Source organism: Luteimonas suaedae, from assembly GCF_008312895.1.
Lineage (GTDB): Bacteria > Pseudomonadota > Gammaproteobacteria > Xanthomonadales > Xanthomonadaceae > Luteimonas > Luteimonas suaedae.
In genome coordinates, this window is record NZ_VSSP01000001.1 from 872,691 (window position 1) to 891,787 (window position 19,097).

Below are 19,097 nucleotides of genomic sequence, written 5' to 3' on the forward strand. Positions count from 1 at the left end.
ATGGACATGCCTTCTCTGGCCCGCGAAGCGCTCGCCGCGCTCGCGGTACCGTCGCAACATGCGCGCCTGATCCAGCTGGACGCCCCGGTCTCGGGGCTGGTGGTGGAACGATTCGATGGCAATGAAGCCGTCTGCGCGCCGTTCCGGTTCGACATCGACGTCTTCTCCACGTCGGCCTTCCTGTCGCCGGACGACCTGCTCGAGCAGCCGCTCGGCCTGCGCCTGCGCCGGGCCGACGGCGGACAACGCCGCTGGCACGGCCTGTGCACCGAGGTCGCGCCGCTGGGCGCCGACGGCGGCTTGGCGCGCTACCGGCTGACCATGGAACCGTGGACGGCCCTGCTCACCCATCGCCGCAATGCGCTGGTGTTCCAGGACCTGGACGTGCGCGGCGTACTGGAACAGGTGTTCGCCGACTACCCGCAGGCGGCGTTCCGCTTCGACGTGGCCCGCGCCCTGCCGGTACGCGCCATCACCACCCAGTACCGCGAGAGCGACTGGGACTTCGTCACCCGGCTGCTGGCCGAGGCAGGGCTGGCCTGGCGCTACGAGCACGCGCAGAGCGAAGCCGGCGACGATGACGATGCCGTCCGCCACACCCTGGTGATCCAGGACCAGGCGGCCGAAGCGCCCGAGAGCGGGCGCATCCGCTTCCACCGCGTCGACGGCACCGAGACGGCGGACGCGATCAGCGCCTTCAGCGAGCAGCGCCAGCTGGTGCCCAACCGCAGCCAGGTCGCCAGCTGGCAGAGCGAACAGCTGACCAGCGTGGCCGGCCAGAGCGATGCCGAGGCCGGCACCCTGCCTGCGCTGGAGGTCTTCGTGCAGCCGCGCGCCGGGCGCTTCGCCCAGGCCGATCACGCCCAGGCCGAGGCCGGGCACCGGCTCGATGCGCTGCGCCTGCCGCACACCCTGCACTTCGGCGCCGGCAGCGGCCGCACGCTGACAGCGGGCAGCACCTTCACGCTCGAGCAGCATCCCAATCACAGCGGACAGGCCTTCCTGCCGCTGCGCATCGCCCACGTGGCGGTCAACAATCTCGGCAGCGGCATCACCGCCCTGCTCGCCTCCGCCGACCTGGAGCACGGCAGCTATCGCAACCGCTTCGCTGCGGTGCCCGCCGGCACCCCGGTGGCGCCGTTGCCGCGCCCGCGCCCGACCGTGCACGGGCCGCAGACCGCGCGCGTGGTCGGCCTGCCCGAAGCGGCGGTGACGCCGACCCGCGACCATCAGGTGCGGATCCAGTTCGCCTGGCAACGCGGCCCGCAACCGAACCCGGGCGGCCTGACCGACACCGCCAGCCAGCACCCTGGGCATGCTCCCGGGGACGCCACCAGCGGCACCTGGGTGCCGGTGGCCGAATGGCTCGCCGGGCCCAACTGGGGCAGCCATTTCCTGCCGCGGCTGGAAGCCGAGGTGCTGGTCGAGTTCCTGCACGGCGACATCGACCAGCCACGCATCACCGGCCAGCTCTACAACGGCGAAGTCGCCCCGCCGTTCGCCGGCGGCGTCGACGGCGCGTCCAACCACCCCGGCACCCTGAGTGGCCTGCACAGCCAGACGCACGACGGCGCCGGCACCCAGCAATGGGTGCTCGACGACTCTCCCGGCCAGTTGCGCACCCGCCTGCACACCACCCTGGCCGACAGCCGGCTGGAGTTGGGCTACCTGATCGATCACCAGGACGGCAGCCGTGGCGGCCTGCGCGGACAAGGCGTCGAGCTGGCCACCGGCGGCTGGGGCAACGTTCACGCCGGCCAGGGCCTGCTGCTGACCACCACCGCCCGCCCCGACGCCACGTCCACCCAACTCGACCTGACCGAGGCGGTCGCCCAGCTCAAGGGCGCCGAGCGCGCTGCCGAGAGCCTGCACGACACCCTGCTCCAGCAGCAGGTGCCGGGCTTCGACGCCAATGATCGCCTCATCGCATTGCGCGAGGCGATCGATCCGCAGGTCGACGGCAAGTACGCCGGCAGCGTCGCCGGCCAGAGCGCGATGAAGCCGGCGCCCGGCAGCCGCGACCCCGGCGAAACTCCGGTGGAACGCTTCGCCGATCCCAAGCTGATCGCCGAATCGCCGGAATCGATCGCCTTCGCCACGCAGAAGAGCGCCGTCGCCTATGCCGGCGGCGCCCTGCACCTGACCGTGCAGGACGACGCCCAACTCAGCGCCGGGCAGACCTTCTCGTCCGTCTCCGGCCAGCACGCCGCCCTCTACGCCCACGCCGGCCCGATCCGCGCCATCGCTGCCAACGGCCCGGTCACCCTGCAGGCGCATACCGGCCCGCTGGAACTGCTGGCCGACCAGTCGGTCACCTTCACCGCCACCGACGATCGCATCGACGTGCTCGCGCAGCAGAAGATCGTGCTGCAGGCGGGGCAGACGCAGGTGACGCTGGAGGGTGGCGACATCACGTTTGCCTGTCCGGGGAATTTCACGGTCAAGGCGAGTCAGCATCCGTTCTTGGGTGGGGCTTTCGGATCAGCAGAACTTGGAGCGCTTCCCGACTCCTCCGTCAAACTCGACAACTGGATCGAGATCGATCATCGCGACGCGGACGATGCCCCATTCGCACAGCAGGGCTACAAAATCTTCTTCGCGAATGGGCAGATCGTCTCCGGAAAACTTGACGCGAATGGTCATGCACGACACGAGAACGTGCCCGAACGAGCGGAGCGCGTGGAGTACGAATACCCGGAACCCTTGAAGGACCAGCCTTGGGATCCCCTCGAGAAGCTGATCTCTGCGGCCGGCACAAAACTTGGATGAATGATTGACCATGGAATGGGATGATCTCGAAAACGCGCTTGCCTGGTTCAAGTCGGCGCCCGGGGAGTGGATCGACAGCGGCCGTCAGAATCTCGAGGCCGCCGCACAGTGGATATGGGAAGTCATCCAAGGCGACTTCAACGACGAGCAGACGACTGCTCAGGTCGTCACCGGCACAGTCGTCTCCATGATTCCATTCGTGGACCAAGTCTGTGATGTCCGGGACGTCGTGGCGAACTGCCGCAAGATCAACGAAGACACCAGCAACTCGTGGGCCTGGGTCGCGCTCGTGCTGACGCTGATCGGCCTCTTTCCGACATTCGGCTCGTTGGCCAAGGGCTGTCTGAAGATCCTGTTCGCCTATGGCCGTAAAACGGTTTTTCGAACCGCGAAAGCGACCATGGACAGCGGCTTCTGGAACGCGAGCCGCCCTTTCGTGGAAGCCGGAATCGGAAAGCTCAACGAGTTCCTGCAGCGCCCTGCGGTACGGCGCGCACTTCGGCGCTTGAGATGGCATAACCCGTACCGGGAACTCGCCACTCTAGTTCGCGAGACGGCTGGCTCGCTCAATATCGGCAAGGTGCTCACCGAGTTCGACAAGGTCATTCGTGCATTCCGCAGCCTTGTCGACAAGGTCAAACGTTGGGGGCCGGACTCGCTGGGCCGTCAGGCAGACGAACTGACTCGGATGGTGGCGCGCATCCGCGGGATGGCGGACGCTCCCCTGCGCAGAGTGCTCGGCCCCGTGTCGGATTGGTTGAATAGGCTCGCACGCCGCCTCGAAATAGAGTCGGACATGGCGTATCGCGCCAGCACCAATTCGGTGAACCCACATCACTACCGCCGTGTATCGAATGATGCGGAGGAGATGCAGTCGATGGGCTCCCGTACGCCGGCTTGGGCAGATGCGAGCTCGCAGCTTCGCTATCGGCCGCTCAGGGCTGCACCATCGCAGGCAGGTTGGCCGGACATCAGCGGTCATGCACGGCGTCCCATGAGCGATGCATACAAAACGTTCCACAGCGCCCGCGCAGCCACGATACCCGAGGGCGAAGTCCTCTATCGCGTGGTGGACCCGGCCAGTGGCGACAACAGCATCTGCTGGATGCGCAAGGCTGAATTCGACAAGCTTAAGAGCAAAGACGGCTGGCGACGCCATTTCGCAGTGAAAGCCAACTGGAATGCGAACGGCGAGTACGTCACCTACACTGTTCCGCGTGGTGGCCTCCGGGTCTGGGAAGGTCCTGCTGCATCCCAGGCCTACAAGGACGCGAGCGGCGCAACCCGGTATACCCTCGAGGGCGGCTACTCCCAGATCGTCCTCGACCCTGCGCATCTGGACCGGACCCAGCTGGGACGGCGCCGGCCAACCGGCTGGGGCTACACCAGCTTCGGTGGTTCCGTCAGCATGGTGGGTGTGCCAACGTTGAAGAACAACTGGTACGGGAACTAAGCATGCCGACCCCTCTCCTCCCCCAGGAAATCCATCTGCTGGAGCGATACAGCTCGAAGGCGTACTTCGGCGCGATGCGAGATGCATGGGAACAGATGCTGCGGCACGCGGAGCAATGTCTCGAGGCGTTCGTCGGCAAGCTCCCGCCCGACTACCGCGGCAGGCCGCTTCCCGAGCAGCCGGACATCGTCTGGGGAGAAAGGATCCTGCCCAATTTCCGGAACACGGCGGACAACCTCAACAACGCCTATATCCAGCTAACGCATGGCGAGATGCAGGCTCTCGGTGTCGCCGGCATGGTGCAAAGCGATTTTTCAGGCTTTTCCCGTGACTACAGCTCGGACTGGATGGACGAGCCGCAGGTTCTGGCCAGGGTCGACGGAGGAAGCGCCGTGTTCTGGCAATGGCTCACAACCGCCGTGGAACACGCCGCGAACATCGAATTTACCGTGGGTGCGTACTGGACACAGGGAGACCTGGGCAGCCGGTACGACCCGGTCGCGCGGGGCACCCTGGATCCTCCGCCACTGTGGCACGCGTACGTTCTCTCTGCGACGCAGACGGCCCGGACCGGCGAACCCGTAATCAAGACAGGCATCTATCTTCCGCGGGTCGACGACAGTTGCGCGGCTTTCATGATCGAAGGCCTGCCCGCCCCCCCTGCGAGCATAGGCTACGACCCCGAGACAATGCAGAACACGTCCGAAGCGGAGTGCAGCTGGAGGCTGGTCGAACGGGCCGCGGAGGGCTCGATCGAAGACGGACTGTGCGACCTCCTGTCCTCGGCGGACGCGACAGGCCCGGGGCGGGTGCAGGCCGGCGAGACCTGCCCCAGATCCGGTTGGTGGTACACGCCCGCACAATCAGGATCACGCCGCTACTTCAGCCGTGGCAACACATTTCCGTCTATCGACAGCGACTACGGCGGCACGTTCTGGCTGTGGGCACAAAACCAGTCCCCGCCTGCGCTCTAGTCCATGAGCACGTCCATCGCGATCTGAATCTGGTGCCGACGACGATTGCGGTAACGTGACCGGCTGGCTCGTGAACGGCGGCGACAACGGCCTGGCAGAGCGACGAATCTATGTCACATGGGGTCAAGAGCATGAATTATGAGTCAAATTATATTAGCAAGCCTTGATGGGGTGCCATGATTCTCGTTGTCACGGTATCGCTTCTGGTGATCTCATGCAGTGCGGAGATCTTTGGCAACACGGGTGGAGGCACCCTTTCGGTCGAGACCGATCCTGCCGTGCAGACGCTCGATCGCGTTCCCTGCAACCAGGATGAGGGGCTTGATGCGTATATAGACAACGGCCTGTACACCACCTTTGATTTGGATATCGATATGGACGGGGTGCAGGACAAGGTCGTTAGCAGCGCACAGAATGCAGGTAACGAACTAATTTTCTTTAGGAACACAGAGAAGGGTTGCCGCAAGGCGCTTGTGAGCACGAACCTTACCGAAGATGGCGGCAGAACCCTCGGGAAGATCAAGCAAGAATCTACAAATGGCGGAAGAGACGAGGTTCTCTCCATGGAAACCTACTTCCCCCGGGGAATGGACGTCGCAACGCACTATGTGTCCTATTCTGGCAACGAGTGGGGGCTTTCAAGAACGGTTTATGAAATCTCCGATTGGAGAGATCGGCGGAATGTGGTGTATCGCTGCGAGGTAGAGCAGAGCATTTCGATGCACGAACTCGTTTCGGAAGAAGCTGTATCAAGGGTTCGCCAAATCCCAGACCAGTCCGATCGAGATCACATGTGCACGCTGCAGAGTCCTTCCGGGACATGAGCCGTCGCCAGGGTGCGGGCACCATCCACCAAGAAGGAATTACCAGCGCCTATGCCTATAAGGCGGAGATTTTTGATCCGAGCCGGACATTGAGATGCACTTGATCAGCTAGGCAGACGAGCCTCCGATGAATATTCTGCCAAGCCAGAAAAAAACTAGTGCGCGATATGAGCACATAGCATAAAATAGCGAATTATTGACGGCTGATGCTGAGAATGTCCTCGAATTTCTCGCTGTTGTTCCCGTCCGCTCTCTTCATCCTCTTGCCGAGTCAGGACGTCGCGACTTGCGGCAATACGAGCTTGCTACCCCCTCCTTCACAGATCGCGTCTGCAATCGAAGACGAAGAAACCCGCGTCGCGCAGTATCTGGACAGGATCAAGGAAATCGCCATTACGAAGGACATCGTCGCAAATCATGGCTCGAACTTTATCTACTTCGATGGACCTTCAGAAGGCAGATACATAATTGTCCACGAGACATTTTCGTCCCGCTCGAAATACAAGACGATTACGCCGATCGTCGGCGTCGAGCAGGACGACCTCCTCATCGATTGCAGCTATGTGAGATCCATGGCGGACATGACCACGGTATGGGTAGGAACCTACTGCAGGGGCCGATCCGAAGCATCTCTGGACTCTATAGAGGATGCTATTGACGACGAGTACTTGCTCACGTACTCCTCATCCCTGCCGTGGCTCGGCGAAGCAGGCAGCTCTGCCGACTGCGAGCATCCATCAGGCCTGGCTTACGCAGGGTATTACATTGTCAGGTGCCAGGCGGGAGAAGACGATGAAACGACGGGGAACCTGTCCATCAGAGTTCTTTCGCCAGACTACCGTCTGATCTTTTCAATTGCCGGATTCGAATTCGCGCCCACAACGGCGGGGACCGACCAGAAAACACTGAATTTCTGGGGGCTTAACAAGAGCGCGCATCACGAGATCGTCCAGAAGACGCTCCCTTGAGCACCTCGTCGCGCTATTGCTCTGCTGAACGAAGCATCTTGCCTTCGTTCCATCGCATGCATGTAGATGCATGGTCATGAAATTTCCTGTAGGCGCGCTGGCTGTGCTCGTGTTGGTCGCATGCACACCGGCTGCGCGATTAGATGGTCACGCAACTGGGAAGGATGTTACTCGACGTGTGGATCCGTGCCCGACGGCTGACCATGAAAGCCGGATGGCAATTGAAGTCGGCGATGATCGACACGTCAGCATCTGCCGCGCGGATGGCTTAGGGGACTGTCTCTACAGCTTCGAGCTCGGGAAGACATTCATACACGCCAGTCCGGACCTGAACTCGGATGGCCGGAAAGACTATCTGATTAAGGATTTTTCCGGCATCTACGGCATGCACGATGTCGTGCACTTCATGGGATTCGTGAACTGTCCGGGAGGATTTAGCGTCAAGGTACTCGACGATTTCTTCACTGATGTCCGGCCGACAGAGGCCAGGGAAACCTGGGTCGATCTGCAGGTCAGCCGGGCATGCTTTGATGAAGGCAAAGGCGAAACCGGGACGCGAAAGTACACCGTTGCGTTCGATTCGGCGCGCTCGGCGTATGGCTCTCCGGATGGAAATCCGGCGCTTACGGAATACTGCGGCCCTGAGGAGCTTGCTCTGCCGCTGACGCCGGCCCATGAATGAACATACCGAGAAGGTCGCCTCGCTTCCTCGGCGACCGGGCTAGGATGTACTCCATGTGCCTGATCGCCATCGCCTGGAACATCCATCCCCGCTTTCCGCTGGCCTTGATCGCCAATCGCGACGAGTCGCACGCACGACCGGCTGCGGCAGCCGGAATCGATCCGGAGGCGCCGGATGTCTACGGTGGCCGGGATCTGGTGGGAGGCGGGAGCTGGCTGCAGGTGTCGACGCGGGGGCGGCTGGCGGCGGTGACGAACGTCAGGGACGGCCTTGCGCCGGAGGCGGCGCCGCGGTCGCGTGGATGGCTGGTGCGGGATTTCGTACGTGGTGACACACCGGCCGGTCAGTACGTCGAGGCGTTGCAGCCTCTCGCGCACGATTACGGGCGCTTCAACCTGCTGGTGTGGGATGGCGATGCCCTCGCCTTCGCCAGCAACCATCCGGCTATGCACGCGCCGGTGGCGCCGGGCGTCCACGCCGTGTCGAACGGCGCTTTCGACGCGGCCTGGCCCAAGAGCGGGCACGCGACCCGGGCGTTGACGGCCTGGCTGGAGTCGCTGGCGGATCGCGCCGATCCCACAAACGGTCCCGATCTGATCGAACCGCTTTTCGCGGCCCTCGCCGACACGGCCACGGCGCCGGATGCATCGCTGCCGGACACCGGTATCGGGCTGGAACTGGAGCGGGCGTTGTCGCCGCCCTTCGTCCTTGGGGAAACCTACGGCACGCGCTCGAGCAGTGTGGTGCTGGTGGAACGCGAGCGAATCGTGTTCGCGGAACGGCGTTTTGGATCGAATGCTCAACCGTTGGGCGGGTCGGTGGAGGAACTGGCCCGCACCGTGGCGTGACAAGCGCTCATACGTGCCCACTGAATAGAGCAATAGAGATCAGAAGCGCCCTCATCCGCCCCCCGATTAAAGCATTCGGGGGGGCAGGCTCTCCGGGCACCTTCTCCCGCAAGCGGGAGAAGGGATCCGCCAACACTTGCGCCAAAACCGCTCTAGCCAAAGATCTCTCTCACGAATCCTGTTTCCCGAAATCGGCAACATTTCGAATCCGTGCAGGGCGCGCGCAGATGCGAGCAGACGACTTGCCCGGATGTACGGCCTGGCCAGGCAGCACCAGCCGCGTCAGGGCGAGGTTGCGGTACAGCGGATCGGCGCGTCGTTCTCGAGGCTCTGCTCCCAACCGTTGCCGCTTCGATAGGCCACCGTGCCATTGATGCAGGTGGCGTTGTCGCCGTCGCGGCGGGCGCTGAGCGGCCCCGGCAGTTCCTGAAGCGCACTGGACGCCGGCACCTGGGCGGAATCCGCTTCAGCTTCACCCGGGCCGACACCGGCCGCGGCCTCCGGTGGCTGCGTGGCGTTGACTGGCTCGGCTCGCGGGCTGCTCGCGGCGTCCTGGTCGGCAGCGTCGAGGTCCGGGCCCGGCAATGCCTCGCCATTTGCGGCAATGGGCGAATCATCCGACTCTGCCGCATCGCGTGGCGTGGTCTCGGCAATCGGTGCGTCGTGCCCGGCGAACACCGTCACCACCGCATAGCGGATCGCGTCGGCGGCAAGCACGCCGACGATGACGGCCAGCGCGATCGGGACGAAGAAGGACCAGGGCGGAGTGTCGTCGCGGAACCCGCTCATGATGCTGCCCTCTCCGGAGGAAGATCGAGCCTAACGCATCCAGTGACTTTCGGCACCCGAAAACCCTCTCTTTCGGCACAGGATCGGCACCCTGCGGAACGTTAGTCTGGTGTCCTCGCCCGCTCGCATTCATGCCCATGCTGACCCGACTGCCCGCCTCCGCCCTGATCCCCATCGTCGCGATTGCGGCGGCCCTGCTGCTGGGCGGCTGTGCCGATCGCGACGCCACCACGCCCCTGCCCGAGACCATCGCCTGTCAAACCGGCGCCTGGCGCATGGAAAGCGGCGAAATCCTGTCGCTGTCACCGGTCGATGGCGGATTGCGCTATCGCCTGCTCGACGGACGCAGCGGCCGCTTCGAAACGGCCGGGGACGACACGCAACTGTCCGCGCCCGAGGGCTGGCGCGAGCAAGGCGCTATGGTGGCGACGGTGGCGTTCGAGCCTTGCGACGCCGGCCGCATGCGGTTCCGCATCGATGGCGGACCATCGGGCAAGGCGGAGAAGATCGCGCTGCTGATGCAGGACACGCGCTTTCGCAGCGACGACCTGACGCTGCGCGGGCGCCTGGTGTTGCCGGCGGACAGCGACGCGCCGGTCCCGCTGGCGGTACTTGCGCACGGTTCGGAGCGCTATTCCGCGGTCGACATCTATCCGCTGCAATACCTGCTCCCGGCGCAGGGCGTGGCCGTGTTCGTCTACGACAAGCGCGGCACCGGCGGTTCCGAGGGCGAATACACGCAGGATTTCCACGTGCTTGCCGATGATGCCGTCGCGGCGCTGGACGAGGCGCGGCGGCTGGCGCCGGACGCCTTCTCCCGCACCGGCTATGTGGGTGGAAGCCAGGGCGGCTGGATCGCCCCGCTGGCGGCATCGCGTTCCCGCGTGGATTACGCCGTAGCGATGTTCGGCCTGGCGGAGGGCGCGCTCGCCGAGGATCGCGAGCAGGTCATGAACGACCTGCGCGCCGCCGGCCACGGCGAGGACGTGTTGGCGAAAGCGCGCGAGGTCACCGATGCGACGGCCCTGCTGATGGCTTCGGGCTTCACCCGCGGCTTCGACGAACTCGACGCCGTGCGCCGCGCCTACGGCGACGAGGCGTGGTTCGGCGATATCCGCGGCGAGTTCACCGGCAGGATCCTGGAGTTCCCGGGCTGGCTGCCGCAGTGGGTCTCGCGACGGATCGCAATGCACTACGACGTCGGCACCAGCTGGGATTACGAGCCGCTACCGGTGCTGGCCGAATTGGATGCGCCGCAGCTGTGGATCATCGCGGCCGAAGACCGTGAAGCGCCGAATGCCGAGACGCTGCGCCGCCTGCGAGCGCTGCAGGCGCAGGAACGGCCGATCGACCTGGCGATATTTCCGGAGACGGATCACGGCATCTACGAATTCACCGAGAAGGACGGCGAGCGGACCCTGCTGCGGCATCCGGAAGGCTATCTGCGCCTGCTGGCGGACTGGATCGCGGAACCTGTGCTGCGGGGCCGCTATGGAACGGCGAAACTCGAGCCGGCGCCGGCCGCCGGGCACGCGGACGCGCTTCCGCAATAGGGCGAGTATGGGGCCCTATGAGCAGGGGAGTTGCGCGCCTCCGTCGTGCCGGAGGTTGCACGCCCACAAAGCAGAAGGCCCAGTCTTTCGGGTTTGACCCCGATCGGCTGAGCCTTCCTTGTCGAAGCGATTGCGTCCGGCTTGCGCCTTTCGCTTTTTCTTCGACGCGTGCAGGTTACCGCGATGCCCGTTAGCCGGGCGTAAAACAGGGCGACCGTTCGTCGGCGACTCCATCGGTCGCCCTCACCACGGCCACCAGCCCCGGCCCGTCTGCGCGTAGCGGTCGGCGGCGCGCTCGAAGCGGTTGCGCACGCTGATGCCGCCGCAGGCCAGGTACAGCGGCAGGAACAGCGGGCCGAGCGCCATGTACTGGTAGACGTGCGCGCGTTCGTGGTCGCCGATGCGGACCGGCGGCTCCTTACAGTGACCGGCGCGGTGCGCATAGGTCAGGCACGGTGCGTCGAGGGTCTCGCCGGTGTGCAGGATCGTGTTGCCCAGTGTCATCGCCCCGCCCGGCCCCCAGGGCCAGCGGTGGAACACGAGCGCCACCGTTTGGGGGTCGAAATGGACGCGGGCGCCGAACGGCAGGCCGGCGCTTCCGGCGATCAGGCCGAGGCCGGTGTTGGGCCACGTCCACAGCATGCCGAGGACGCGCAGCAGCAGCGACGCGAACCGGCCCATGCGCGCCGTGGCGCTCAGTCGCCTTCCGGCATCACCAGCCACAGCACCAGGTAGACGAGGATGCCCGGGAACGCTGCGGACAGGATCGACACCACCACGAACAGCACCCGCAGCAAGGTCGAGCTCCAGCCGAAGCGCCGGGCGATTCCGCCCAGCACGCCGGCGAGGACGCGGTCGTTGATCGAACGGGAGAGGGTGGCAGGCTGGCTCATGGGATCGCTCGTGGGCGGACTGCGTTGCCGACGAGTCTAGCGCGAAGCCGACGGAGCGCGCGTGGAAGCCTGGGTGCGCCCGGGCCGCCGGCAGCATTCAGGGCGCGCGCGCCGCGAGCCAGTCGTGGATCGCCGTCGGCACTTCCTTCTGCGCGCGGCCGGAGACGTAGATGCCGATGTGGCCGCCGCGGAACGACAGCTCCGAATAGTCCTGGCTGCCGACCAGTCCCTGCAGCGGCCGCGAGGCCGACGGCGGGACCAGGTGATCCTGCTCGGCGAAGATGTTGAGCACCGGCATCTCGACCATGCCCAGATGCACTTCATTCTCGCCGATGACGATGCCGCCCTCGACGAAACCGTTGCCCTGGTAGAACTGCTTGATGAACTGGCGGAACGCCTCGCCCGCCTGGTCGGGTGAATCGAAGATCCACTTCTCCATGCGCAGGAAATCCTCGATCGCCTTGCGGTCGTCGAGGATGTCGACCAGACCGATGTACTTCTGCACGAACAGGCGCCACGGCTTCAGCGTCAGGTAGCACAGGTTCATCAGGTCCGCCGGCACGTTGCCGAGCGTGTCGACGAACAGGTCGACATCGATGTCGCGGGTCCAGTTGGACAGCATGTTGTCGTCGGTGTGGAAGTCCACCGGCGTGACCATGGTGATGAGGTTGCGCACCTTGTCCGGGTGCAGCGCCGCATAGCACAGCGAGAACGTACCGCCCTGGCAGATGCCGAGCAGGTTGACCGCATCGATGTCGAACGTCGCGCGCAGGTGATCGACCGCGCCGCCGAGAAAGCGCTCGATATAGTCCTCGAGGGTGAGGAACCGGTCCGACCGGTCCGGATAGCCCCAGTCGATGATGTAGACGTCCTCGCCCCGCGCCAGCAGCCCCTTGACCAGCGAGCGGTCGGCCTGCAGGTCGACCATGTATGGTCGGTTGACCAGGGCATAGGCGATCAGCAAGGGCACCTGCGCGGTCGGCGTGCCCTCGCCGCGGAAGCGGTACAGCACCACCTTGCCGTCGCGCCAGACTTCCTCGCGTTCGGTGGCGCCGTAGTCGACGTCGTCGACCTCGCGCAGGGTCTGCAGGCCGGCGGCGAGCTTCTGCTGCATTCGCAGGGCCTCGTCGGCCATGGCCTTGGCACTGATGTCGAGCGGGCCGTGCATGTCAGCGCTTGCTCCTGCTGGTCTTCTTCACTGCACCGGGCGCGGAAGAAGCCTTGCCGGCGGCGACGGAAGCCGAGCGTTTGGCGCGACCGGCGGCGCGCTTGGCTGGACTGCTCGCGTTGCTTCGCGGCGGACGCTTCGATGCCCGTGGTTCGGTTCCGGCGGTTCGCGACGGCGCTTTCCTGGCCGCGGCCGGCTTGTTCGCCGTCGCCTTCGCATTGCGCTTCACCTCCGCGGGCTGGCCGCTGCGGGCGGCGGACTTTCGCGGCTTGCCTGTCTTGGCCGTCTTTGCCGGTTTGCGCGCCGGCGCGGCTTCCGGCGATGCGCTCGAGGACGAAACCACCGCATCACGCAATCGCCGCACCTGCCGTTCCAGTTCCACGATCTTGCGGTGCGCGCCGTCGAGTTCGCTGCGCGTCGGCATGTCGAACTGCCTGCACAGCTGCTCGACCTCGCGCTGCACCGCGCCGCGCACGCGCATCTGCGCGTTCACCAGGTGCCCGTACGCCTCGCGGAATTCCGGCGACAGCGCAACCTCCGCATAGGCCTCCTCGGCCGCGTCCACCCACAGGTCGAACAGCGCGCGCGGCGATTCGATCTGCAGCCCCGGCTGCTCGCGTTCGGCGAGCCGGTGCTCGAGGATCTTGTAGGCCTGCTGCGAAGCCTTCAGCATCAGCGCGTTGTAGGCCTCGGTCCGCTGCTGCAGTTCCACCTGCGCCTGCGCCAGCCGCTGCCAGCGTTCCTGGTGCTCGCGGGCGAAACCGAACGTCGGCAGCTCGAGCAGATCGCTGCCCTGCGCGCGCCAGGCCTTCAGCAACGGCGCCGCCTGTTCCATCCAGTGCTCGAAGTCGTGCAGCCCGGGCCCGCGCATGCTCCGGAACATCTCCGGGAACGGATTGACACCGGCAGCGCCGAGCGCGCGCTTCCAGGCATCGACCACGTCCGCGGCGTTGCCGTCACGCCCGGCGAACTGCGCCGCAACCTGCTGCATCTGCGCATACCACTGCCGCGCCTGGGCATCGAAGCGGCCGACGACGTCGTCGGCCGCACCGGGCTGTCCCTGTCCCTGCGCCATGCGTGTCCACCGACCGATCGCGTCCTGCAGCGCCTGCGCGCCTTGCGCACCGGCACCGGGCGAAGCGCCGCGCAAGGCGTCGCCCCAGGCGTTCCAGTATTGCCGCGCCAGGCTTTCGAAATCGGCAGCCGCCGCGCCGCCTGGTGGTTCGCTGTTCGCCATGCCGCCCTCCGAAACTGTTCCCGGATGATAGCAATCAGGCGCGTCGTCGCCGTGACACGGCCGTCATGGCTTGGGGATGCGCACCGTCTTGCTGATCATCAGGGTGCCGGACAGGGCATAGACCAGCACCAGCGGGTGCAGTTGCCACGGCCCGATCTGCCATACGCCCAGCCACAGCTGCTCACCGATGCGGCCGGACCAGGCCAGCACCGCCAGCAGGATCACGATCGCCAGGCTGGTCGGGATCGGCGTGCCCTCGAAATACTTCACCTTGCCCGCGTCGCCGGCGAGTTGCTCGGCAGTGACGTTGTAGCGCGCCAGCCGGCTGACGCCGCAGCCGACGAAGTAGCTCAGCACCACCCAGTCCCAGCCGCCCTGCAGCCCGCAGGCATAGCCGAGCGCGGCCGGTGCCACGCCGAAGGAGATCACGTCCGCCAGAGAATCCAGTTCACGCCCCAGGGTGGAGGCGACTTTGCGCCAGCGGGCGATGCGCCCGTCCAGTGCGTCGAACACGAACGCCAGCGGGATCAGCGCCATGCCGATCGTCAGGTCGCGAACCACCCCGTCCTGCAGGAAGCGCATCGCCGCGAACACCGCGCCGGTGCCGCAGAACGCATTGCCGAGGGTGAACCAGTCGGCGAGCCGGAATTCGCGCAACATCGAGAAGTGGCGGGGAGCCGGCATGGGCGTGATCCGTGAGGTGTCGCCGACAGACTGCCAAAAGCGGCAGGCGGCCGCCAGCGATAATGCCCTATCACCCCACATAGGGTGGGCCTTGGCCCACCACAAGGATGGCGCAGCTGCTATGGCCCCCGGCAGAGCCGGGGTCTGCTTCGAGGCATCAGGGGATCGCCAGCGCCTCCGAGGTCAGGGCCCCACTGGCGCCGCGCGGCCTGCCCTCGATGACGGCATCGGCCGGCAGCACACCCTCGCCATCGAGGTGCGCCGCCACCCGGTCGAGCGCCGCGTACACGTACGGCAGCAGCGGCACGTAGCGCACGCCGTAGTCCGGCAACCCGAGGAACGCGTCGAAATGCTGCGCGTTCCGCACCTGCCAGAAGCGGACGTCGCGACCGGCGGACTGCGCCGCGGCCGCATAAGGCGCGCTGGTGAAGGCGAGCGGGATCAGGCCATCGTCGCGGCCGTGCACCACCAGCACCGGCAGCCCCGCGCGCGGCAGGCCGGCGCGTACAGCGGCGACGCCCTCGCGGACACGGTCGGCGTCGGCGCCCTTGCCGTCCCAGAGCGCGCGCAGGCACTGCAGCCCCGGCAAGGTCGAATCGGGCGGCGCCATTTGCAAATCGATGATCCCGACGCCCGCGCCCGGCGGGATGCCGCTGGCATCGCTCCACCAGGCGCCGCGCTCGGCCGCGGTGGCGGCGCGAGGCGTGAAATCGGCGTTCTGCGCGGAGAACCCGAAACCGCAGAGATGCTCGCCGACACGATAGCGGCCGTAGGCCGAGGCGTAGGTCACCGCCACCGCGCGCCACAGGTCGAACTCCACCGAAAGCGTTCCGGCGCGGATCGCCGCCTCGCTCCAGCCGCCGTCGCGCAGCCGCTGCCAGGCCGAACGCGCCTGCGCGGCGGTGTCATCGCCGTCGATCAGACCGGCTTGCTTCAGGGCGGCGCAGCGCGGCGCACGCTGTGGCTGGTGCACGGCCGTGAACGGCGACTGCGGCAGATCGTCCAGGTGCGCCAGCGCGCACGGCATCAGCAGCGCGGCCTCGGTGGTGTAGTCGTACAGGGCGCGAGCGCCGTCGCCGCCGGACAGCACGCTCGGCGCGCCGGCGACCACGGCATCGAGCCAGTCGCCGTCCAGTTCCGCCGCGCGCAGGACCGCGCCGCCGCCGTTGGAGATACCGACCGCGATGATGCGGGTGTTGTCGAAGGTGAACGGCGCCGCCTGCGGCAGCGCCTCGTCGAGCGTGCGCAGGGCGAACTCCGCCGCCTGGCGCACATGGCGGCCCCAGTCGGCCTCGGGATTGTCCCGCGAATGCGCGTGCTTGAAGGCGATGCCGGATACCGACGCCGGTGCATCCGGCGCGAATGCCGCTGCCTGTTCGCGTGGAACGACGGCACCGCTCGCGTCGTTGCCGAGCCCGGCGTCGAGGTCGAAGTAATCGCTGCCCGCACCCTTGTCGGTGTACGCCACCGCGCAACCCTTCGGCAGTCCCCAGGCGCCCGCGACAGCGATCGCGCCGTAGATGCCGCGCGAACCGGAGGAGGCGCTCACCAGCACGCAGCGGCGTCCGGCATCGAAATCGTCCGGCAGCTGCAGCAGCACGCGGTGCGGATGGCGCGCGCCGGGCAGCATGGCCAGGGCGTGGAACTCGCGACCGGGGACGGCCGCGACGCTGCCGTAGATTTCGCCGTAGCCGCCGCCCGGCACCAGATCGGCGATGCCGCGCCAGTTGCTCCAGATCGCACGGCGGCGCCGTTCGACCGCGGTCGGCCGCTCCGGATCGGCAAATGCCGGTGCCGCCATCGCGCGCAGGCCGTCGAGCCCGAGCCCGGCGCTGAGCAGGTCGTCGCCGTCGCGGTGGGTGCTGGCGTGCCGGTCGGTGAACATGGCGGGTTCCGATGATGCGCGTTGCTGGCCGGTGGCGCAGGCGGCCAGCAGCACGGAGGCGGCAGCCAGGAGGATGGTATTTGCGGGATTTCGGCTCATGCCGCCGACCTTAGCAGCGGCGGCCGGCACCGACATCGTACTTTGGTACACCGCGCACTCCCGTAGGAGCGCCCCATGGGCGCGATGCCGCGGGTATCTGTCTGCAGGCGCTTCGCCCTGGAGCGTGATCGGCAAAGGCGCTCGGGGCGCGATTTTCGTCCCGCAATCCGACACCCGCGGCATCGCGCCCATGGGGCGCTCCTACGTGCGTGCTCCCGCTTGCGGGGCGGGCTCTTCTACAATCGTCCGATGCCCGTCCTGCTGATCGCCGACGACCACCCGCTGTTCCGTGCCGCATTGCGTGGCGCGGCGGCGGACGCCGTGGCCGACATGCAGGTGGAGGAAGCCGACACCTTCGACGGCGTCATCGCCGCGCTCGATGCACGCAGCGACATCGACCTGGTGCTGCTCGATCTGCACATGCCCGGCAACCACGGCCTGGCCGGGCTGGCCGCGATCCGCGCGCAGTTCCCGGCGGTGGCGGTGGCGCTGGTGTCGGCCAATGAGGATCCGCAGGTGATCCGCCGCGCGCTCGACCACGGTGCTGCCGGCTACATTCCCAAGAGCGCCGGCCTGGACGAGATGCGCCAGGCCATCCGCTGCGTGCTCGCCTGCGAGCAGTGGCTGCCGCCGGCGCTGCGCGGTCCGGTGGAGCGCGCCGACTCGCTGCCGCACGATGCCGATCTCGCCGCGCGCCTGGCCAGCCTCACGCCGCAGCAGTTCCGCGTGCTCACCCTGGTCGCGCAGGGGCTGCTCAACAAGCAGATCGCCGACCGCCTCGACGTGCAGGAGCGTACGGTGAAGGCGCACCTGTCGACGATCTTCGAAAAGCTCGGCGTCCGCAACCGCACGCACGCGGGTGTGATCCTGCGCGAGTTGGAGATCGGCGATCCGGCGCGGCGGGTCGAACGCGATGCGACGGATCGGGCAGACGGATCGCGAACGGGAACTTCGCCGGCTCAATGATAGTCTCCGGCATCGCCTCCTCCCTGATCCGGAGTCCGTCGATGCCAACTGTGTTTTCCGCGCCCCGGTTCCTGCGTTCTCTTGCGCGTGCCCTCGCCCCGCTCATGCTCGTCGTGGCGCCGCTGTCCGCCGGCGCCGCCGTGCAACAGACCGGACCGATCCAGCAACTGCGCATCTACGAGATCTTCGACGACACCCGCGACGCGTTCCACGACCGCTTCCGCGACCACGCCGCGCGCATCATGAAGAAGTACGGCTTCACGATCGTCGCGATGTGGGAGTCGCGACGCGAGGACCGGCTCGAATTCGTCTACCTGCTCGAATGGCCGGACGAACGGACCATGCGCGACAGCTGGGAGCGGTTCATGGCCGACGAGGAGTGGGCGGAGATCAAGCGCGTGACCGGTCGCGAGCACGGCCGGTTCGTCGGCGGGATCGAGGAGCGCACGTTGCGACCGACTGATTATTCGCCGCTCCGGAGCTTCGCGGACTGAGCACGCCGCACCTGATCCGCGGATTCATGGGGCGCTGCGCGTGATCGGCGCCGCTGGGTTGCCTTCGTAGGAGCGCGCCATGCGCGCGATGCCGCGGGTGCCGGCAGGATCCGGCGGATGCCGCGATTCTGGACCGGCAGGCGCGCCGGTCACCGGAATTTGCGGGCGGTGAAATGCCCGCGGCATCGCGCGCATGGCGCGCTCCTACGGACATGACCATTCCGTGCGCGGGTTGCGTGATGCGCCGACGCGCCTTTCGGCTCAGAGGCGCGAATACGTCCACGACAGCATGCTGCCGTCGCGATAGGGCATGACGCCGTGGAAGGCGCGCGGGTCGGCATCGAACACCAGCGGCAGGAAATGACGGTCGCCATCCCATAGCGGCAGTTCCAGAATGCGGTCGACCGGCACCCATTCCAGCGTCCCCTCCGGGTTGCTGGCGAGCGGCGTGCCGCTGAAATGCGTCACCAGGAACAGGAAGCCGAACCAGTCCTCGCCCGCCTTGCCGAACCCGGGCCAGCTGATGGTGCCGCGCAGCTGCAGCTCCTCGCACTCGATGGCGGCCTCTTCGCGGATTTCGCGGCGCATGCCCGTCACCACGTCCTCGTCCGGATCCAGCTTGCCGCCCAGGCCGTTGTACTTGCCGAGATGATGGTCGTCGTCGCGAGCGTTGCGGTGGATCAGCAGCACCTCGCGGCGATCGGGCGACAGCACGTAGCCGAGGGTGGCGACGATCGGGGTGTAAGGCATTGGGCGATGGGCGGTGCGGAGAAAGCGCGATTGTAGAGGAGAGGCGCTCGGAGAAACGAGT

At 66.5% G+C, this 19,097-nt stretch carries 19 protein-coding genes; 10 read left to right on the forward strand and 9 right to left on the reverse strand.

The genetic code is table 11. The features are described from left to right. The 7 genes from FXO19_RS03745 (at position 1) to FXO19_RS03775 (ending at position 8,518) form a co-directional block, all read left to right on the forward strand. Complete coding sequence (locus FXO19_RS03745; RefSeq protein ID WP_149193683.1) at positions 1-2,769, forward strand: type VI secretion system Vgr family protein; 2,769 nt, start codon at positions 1-3, stop codon at positions 2,767-2,769. A 10-nt stretch (positions 2,770-2,779) separates the two neighbouring features. Beyond that, positions 2,780-4,222: a hypothetical protein gene (locus FXO19_RS03750; protein WP_149193684.1), complete on the forward strand. Its 1,443-nt coding sequence runs from the start codon at positions 2,780-2,782 to the stop codon at positions 4,220-4,222. A gap of 2 nt (positions 4,223-4,224) precedes the next feature. Next, complete coding sequence (locus FXO19_RS03755) at positions 4,225-5,196, forward strand: hypothetical protein (protein ID WP_149193685.1); 972 nt, start codon at positions 4,225-4,227, stop codon at positions 5,194-5,196. A gap of 176 nt (positions 5,197-5,372) precedes the next feature. Then, positions 5,373-6,020 carry a hypothetical protein gene (locus tag FXO19_RS03760; protein WP_149193686.1) on the forward strand — a complete coding sequence of 216 codons (648 nt, stop codon included), beginning with the start codon at positions 5,373-5,375 and terminating at the stop codon, positions 6,018-6,020. 206 nt (positions 6,021-6,226) lie between these two features. Then, positions 6,227-6,988, forward strand: a complete 762-nt coding sequence (locus tag FXO19_RS03765) for a hypothetical protein (RefSeq protein ID WP_149193687.1) — start codon at positions 6,227-6,229, stop codon at positions 6,986-6,988. A 214-nt stretch (positions 6,989-7,202) separates the two neighbouring features. After that, the gene (locus FXO19_RS03770; RefSeq protein WP_149193688.1) at positions 7,203-7,670 is read left to right on the forward strand and encodes a hypothetical protein; all 468 of its coding nucleotides are present in this window, start codon (positions 7,203-7,205) and stop codon (positions 7,668-7,670) included. A gap of 53 nt (positions 7,671-7,723) precedes the next feature. After that, positions 7,724-8,518, forward strand: coding sequence for an NRDE family protein (locus FXO19_RS03775; protein WP_149193689.1), 795 nt, complete (start codon positions 7,724-7,726; stop codon positions 8,516-8,518). 282 nt (positions 8,519-8,800) lie between these two features. Here the strand turns inward: FXO19_RS03775 and FXO19_RS03780 are convergent, their stop codons facing one another. Next, the gene (locus tag FXO19_RS03780; protein WP_149193690.1) at positions 8,801-9,307 is read right to left on the reverse strand and encodes a hypothetical protein; all 507 of its coding nucleotides are present in this window, start codon (positions 9,305-9,307) and stop codon (positions 8,801-8,803) included. A gap of 137 nt (positions 9,308-9,444) precedes the next feature. Here FXO19_RS03780 and FXO19_RS03785 point away from each other — a divergent pair, with 137 nt between their 5' ends. Further along, the gene (locus FXO19_RS03785) at positions 9,445-10,860 is read left to right on the forward strand and encodes an alpha/beta hydrolase family protein (RefSeq protein ID WP_187775612.1); all 1,416 of its coding nucleotides are present in this window, start codon (positions 9,445-9,447) and stop codon (positions 10,858-10,860) included. 243 nt (positions 10,861-11,103) lie between these two features. On the opposite strand, the gene FXO19_RS03790 is transcribed toward FXO19_RS03785, so the two are convergent. From FXO19_RS03790 to FXO19_RS03815, 6 genes are all read right to left on the reverse strand, one after another. Then, the gene (locus tag FXO19_RS03790) at positions 11,104-11,541 is read right to left on the reverse strand and encodes a hypothetical protein (RefSeq protein ID WP_149193692.1); all 438 of its coding nucleotides are present in this window, start codon (positions 11,539-11,541) and stop codon (positions 11,104-11,106) included. A 14-nt stretch (positions 11,542-11,555) separates the two neighbouring features. Continuing rightward, complete coding sequence (locus FXO19_RS03795) at positions 11,556-11,753, reverse strand: PspC domain-containing protein (RefSeq protein ID WP_149193693.1); 198 nt, start codon at positions 11,751-11,753, stop codon at positions 11,556-11,558. Positions 11,754-11,850: 97 nt separating this feature from the next. After that, positions 11,851-12,921 carry a class III poly(R)-hydroxyalkanoic acid synthase subunit PhaC gene (locus FXO19_RS03800; RefSeq protein ID WP_149193694.1) on the reverse strand — a complete coding sequence of 357 codons (1,071 nt, stop codon included), beginning with the start codon at positions 12,919-12,921 and terminating at the stop codon, positions 11,851-11,853. A gap of 1 nt (position 12,922) precedes the next feature. Further along, a complete protein-coding gene (gene phaE / locus FXO19_RS03805) occupies positions 12,923-14,158 on the reverse strand; it encodes a class III poly(R)-hydroxyalkanoic acid synthase subunit PhaE (RefSeq protein ID WP_149193695.1) in 1,236 nt (411 codons plus the stop codon). Between the two features lie 63 nt (positions 14,159-14,221). Further along, complete coding sequence (locus FXO19_RS03810) at positions 14,222-14,842, reverse strand: CDP-alcohol phosphatidyltransferase family protein (RefSeq protein WP_149193696.1); 621 nt, start codon at positions 14,840-14,842, stop codon at positions 14,222-14,224. Between the two features lie 157 nt (positions 14,843-14,999). Then, on the reverse strand, positions 15,000-16,826 hold the full coding sequence (locus tag FXO19_RS03815; protein WP_149193697.1) for a 3-hydroxybutyrate oligomer hydrolase family protein: 1,827 nt from the start codon (positions 16,824-16,826) through the stop codon (positions 15,000-15,002). Positions 16,827-17,075: 249 nt separating this feature from the next. Here FXO19_RS03815 and FXO19_RS03820 point away from each other — a divergent pair, with 249 nt between their 5' ends. Together FXO19_RS03820 and FXO19_RS03825 are read left to right on the forward strand one after the other, a co-directional pair. Continuing rightward, positions 17,076-17,792 (forward strand): response regulator, encoded by a 717-nt coding sequence (locus tag FXO19_RS03820; protein WP_149193698.1) that lies wholly within the window; start codon positions 17,076-17,078, stop codon positions 17,790-17,792. A 41-nt stretch (positions 17,793-17,833) separates the two neighbouring features. Next, the gene (locus tag FXO19_RS03825; protein ID WP_255516275.1) at positions 17,834-18,286 is read left to right on the forward strand and encodes an NIPSNAP family protein; all 453 of its coding nucleotides are present in this window, start codon (positions 17,834-17,836) and stop codon (positions 18,284-18,286) included. A 24-nt stretch (positions 18,287-18,310) separates the two neighbouring features. Here FXO19_RS03825 and FXO19_RS19115 read toward each other — a convergent pair whose 3' ends face one another. Together FXO19_RS19115 and FXO19_RS03830 are read right to left on the reverse strand one after the other, a co-directional pair. Then, on the reverse strand, positions 18,311-18,481 hold the full coding sequence (locus FXO19_RS19115; protein ID WP_187775613.1) for a hypothetical protein: 171 nt from the start codon (positions 18,479-18,481) through the stop codon (positions 18,311-18,313). Between the two features lie 66 nt (positions 18,482-18,547). After that, positions 18,548-19,036: an NUDIX hydrolase gene (locus tag FXO19_RS03830; protein WP_149193699.1), complete on the reverse strand. Its 489-nt coding sequence runs from the start codon at positions 19,034-19,036 to the stop codon at positions 18,548-18,550. Between the last annotated feature and the right edge of the window lie 61 nt (positions 19,037-19,097).

What these genes read in the sequence shown, in the direction of transcription:
- FXO19_RS03800 (WP_149193694.1), bottom strand. Translation starts at nt 12,921, where the DNA reads ATGCACGGCCCGCTCGACATCAGTGCCAAGGCCATGGCCGACGAGGCC.
- FXO19_RS03785 (WP_187775612.1), top strand. Translation starts at nt 9,445, where the DNA reads ATGCTGACCCGACTGCCCGCCTCCGCCCTGATCCCCATCGTCGCGATT.
- phaE (WP_149193695.1), bottom strand. Translation starts at nt 14,158, where the DNA reads ATGGCGAACAGCGAACCACCAGGCGGCGCGGCGGCTGCCGATTTCGAA.
- FXO19_RS03750 (WP_149193684.1), top strand. Translation starts at nt 2,780, where the DNA reads ATGGAATGGGATGATCTCGAAAACGCGCTTGCCTGGTTCAAGTCGGCG.
- FXO19_RS03765 (WP_149193687.1), top strand. Translation starts at nt 6,227, where the DNA reads ATGCTGAGAATGTCCTCGAATTTCTCGCTGTTGTTCCCGTCCGCTCTC.
- FXO19_RS03815 (WP_149193697.1), bottom strand. Translation starts at nt 16,826, where the DNA reads ATGAGCCGAAATCCCGCAAATACCATCCTCCTGGCTGCCGCCTCCGTG.
- FXO19_RS19115 (WP_187775613.1), bottom strand. Translation starts at nt 18,481, where the DNA reads ATGCGCGCGATGCCGCGGGCATTTCACCGCCCGCAAATTCCGGTGACC.
- FXO19_RS03825 (WP_255516275.1), top strand. Translation starts at nt 17,834, where the DNA reads ATGCCAACTGTGTTTTCCGCGCCCCGGTTCCTGCGTTCTCTTGCGCGT.
- FXO19_RS03820 (WP_149193698.1), top strand. Translation starts at nt 17,076, where the DNA reads ATGCCCGTCCTGCTGATCGCCGACGACCACCCGCTGTTCCGTGCCGCA.
- FXO19_RS03775 (WP_149193689.1), top strand. Translation starts at nt 7,724, where the DNA reads ATGTGCCTGATCGCCATCGCCTGGAACATCCATCCCCGCTTTCCGCTG.
- FXO19_RS03770 (WP_149193688.1), top strand. Translation starts at nt 7,203, where the DNA reads ATGGCAATTGAAGTCGGCGATGATCGACACGTCAGCATCTGCCGCGCG.
- FXO19_RS03780 (WP_149193690.1), bottom strand. Translation starts at nt 9,307, where the DNA reads ATGAGCGGGTTCCGCGACGACACTCCGCCCTGGTCCTTCTTCGTCCCG.
- FXO19_RS03745 (WP_149193683.1), top strand. Translation starts at nt 1, where the DNA reads ATGGACATGCCTTCTCTGGCCCGCGAAGCGCTCGCCGCGCTCGCGGTA.
- FXO19_RS03795 (WP_149193693.1), bottom strand. Translation starts at nt 11,753, where the DNA reads ATGAGCCAGCCTGCCACCCTCTCCCGTTCGATCAACGACCGCGTCCTC.
- FXO19_RS03760 (WP_149193686.1), top strand. Translation starts at nt 5,373, where the DNA reads ATGATTCTCGTTGTCACGGTATCGCTTCTGGTGATCTCATGCAGTGCG.
- FXO19_RS03755 (WP_149193685.1), top strand. Translation starts at nt 4,225, where the DNA reads ATGCCGACCCCTCTCCTCCCCCAGGAAATCCATCTGCTGGAGCGATAC.
- FXO19_RS03830 (WP_149193699.1), bottom strand. Translation starts at nt 19,036, where the DNA reads ATGCCTTACACCCCGATCGTCGCCACCCTCGGCTACGTGCTGTCGCCC.
- FXO19_RS03790 (WP_149193692.1), bottom strand. Translation starts at nt 11,541, where the DNA reads ATGGGCCGGTTCGCGTCGCTGCTGCTGCGCGTCCTCGGCATGCTGTGG.
- FXO19_RS03810 (WP_149193696.1), bottom strand. Translation starts at nt 14,842, where the DNA reads ATGCCGGCTCCCCGCCACTTCTCGATGTTGCGCGAATTCCGGCTCGCC.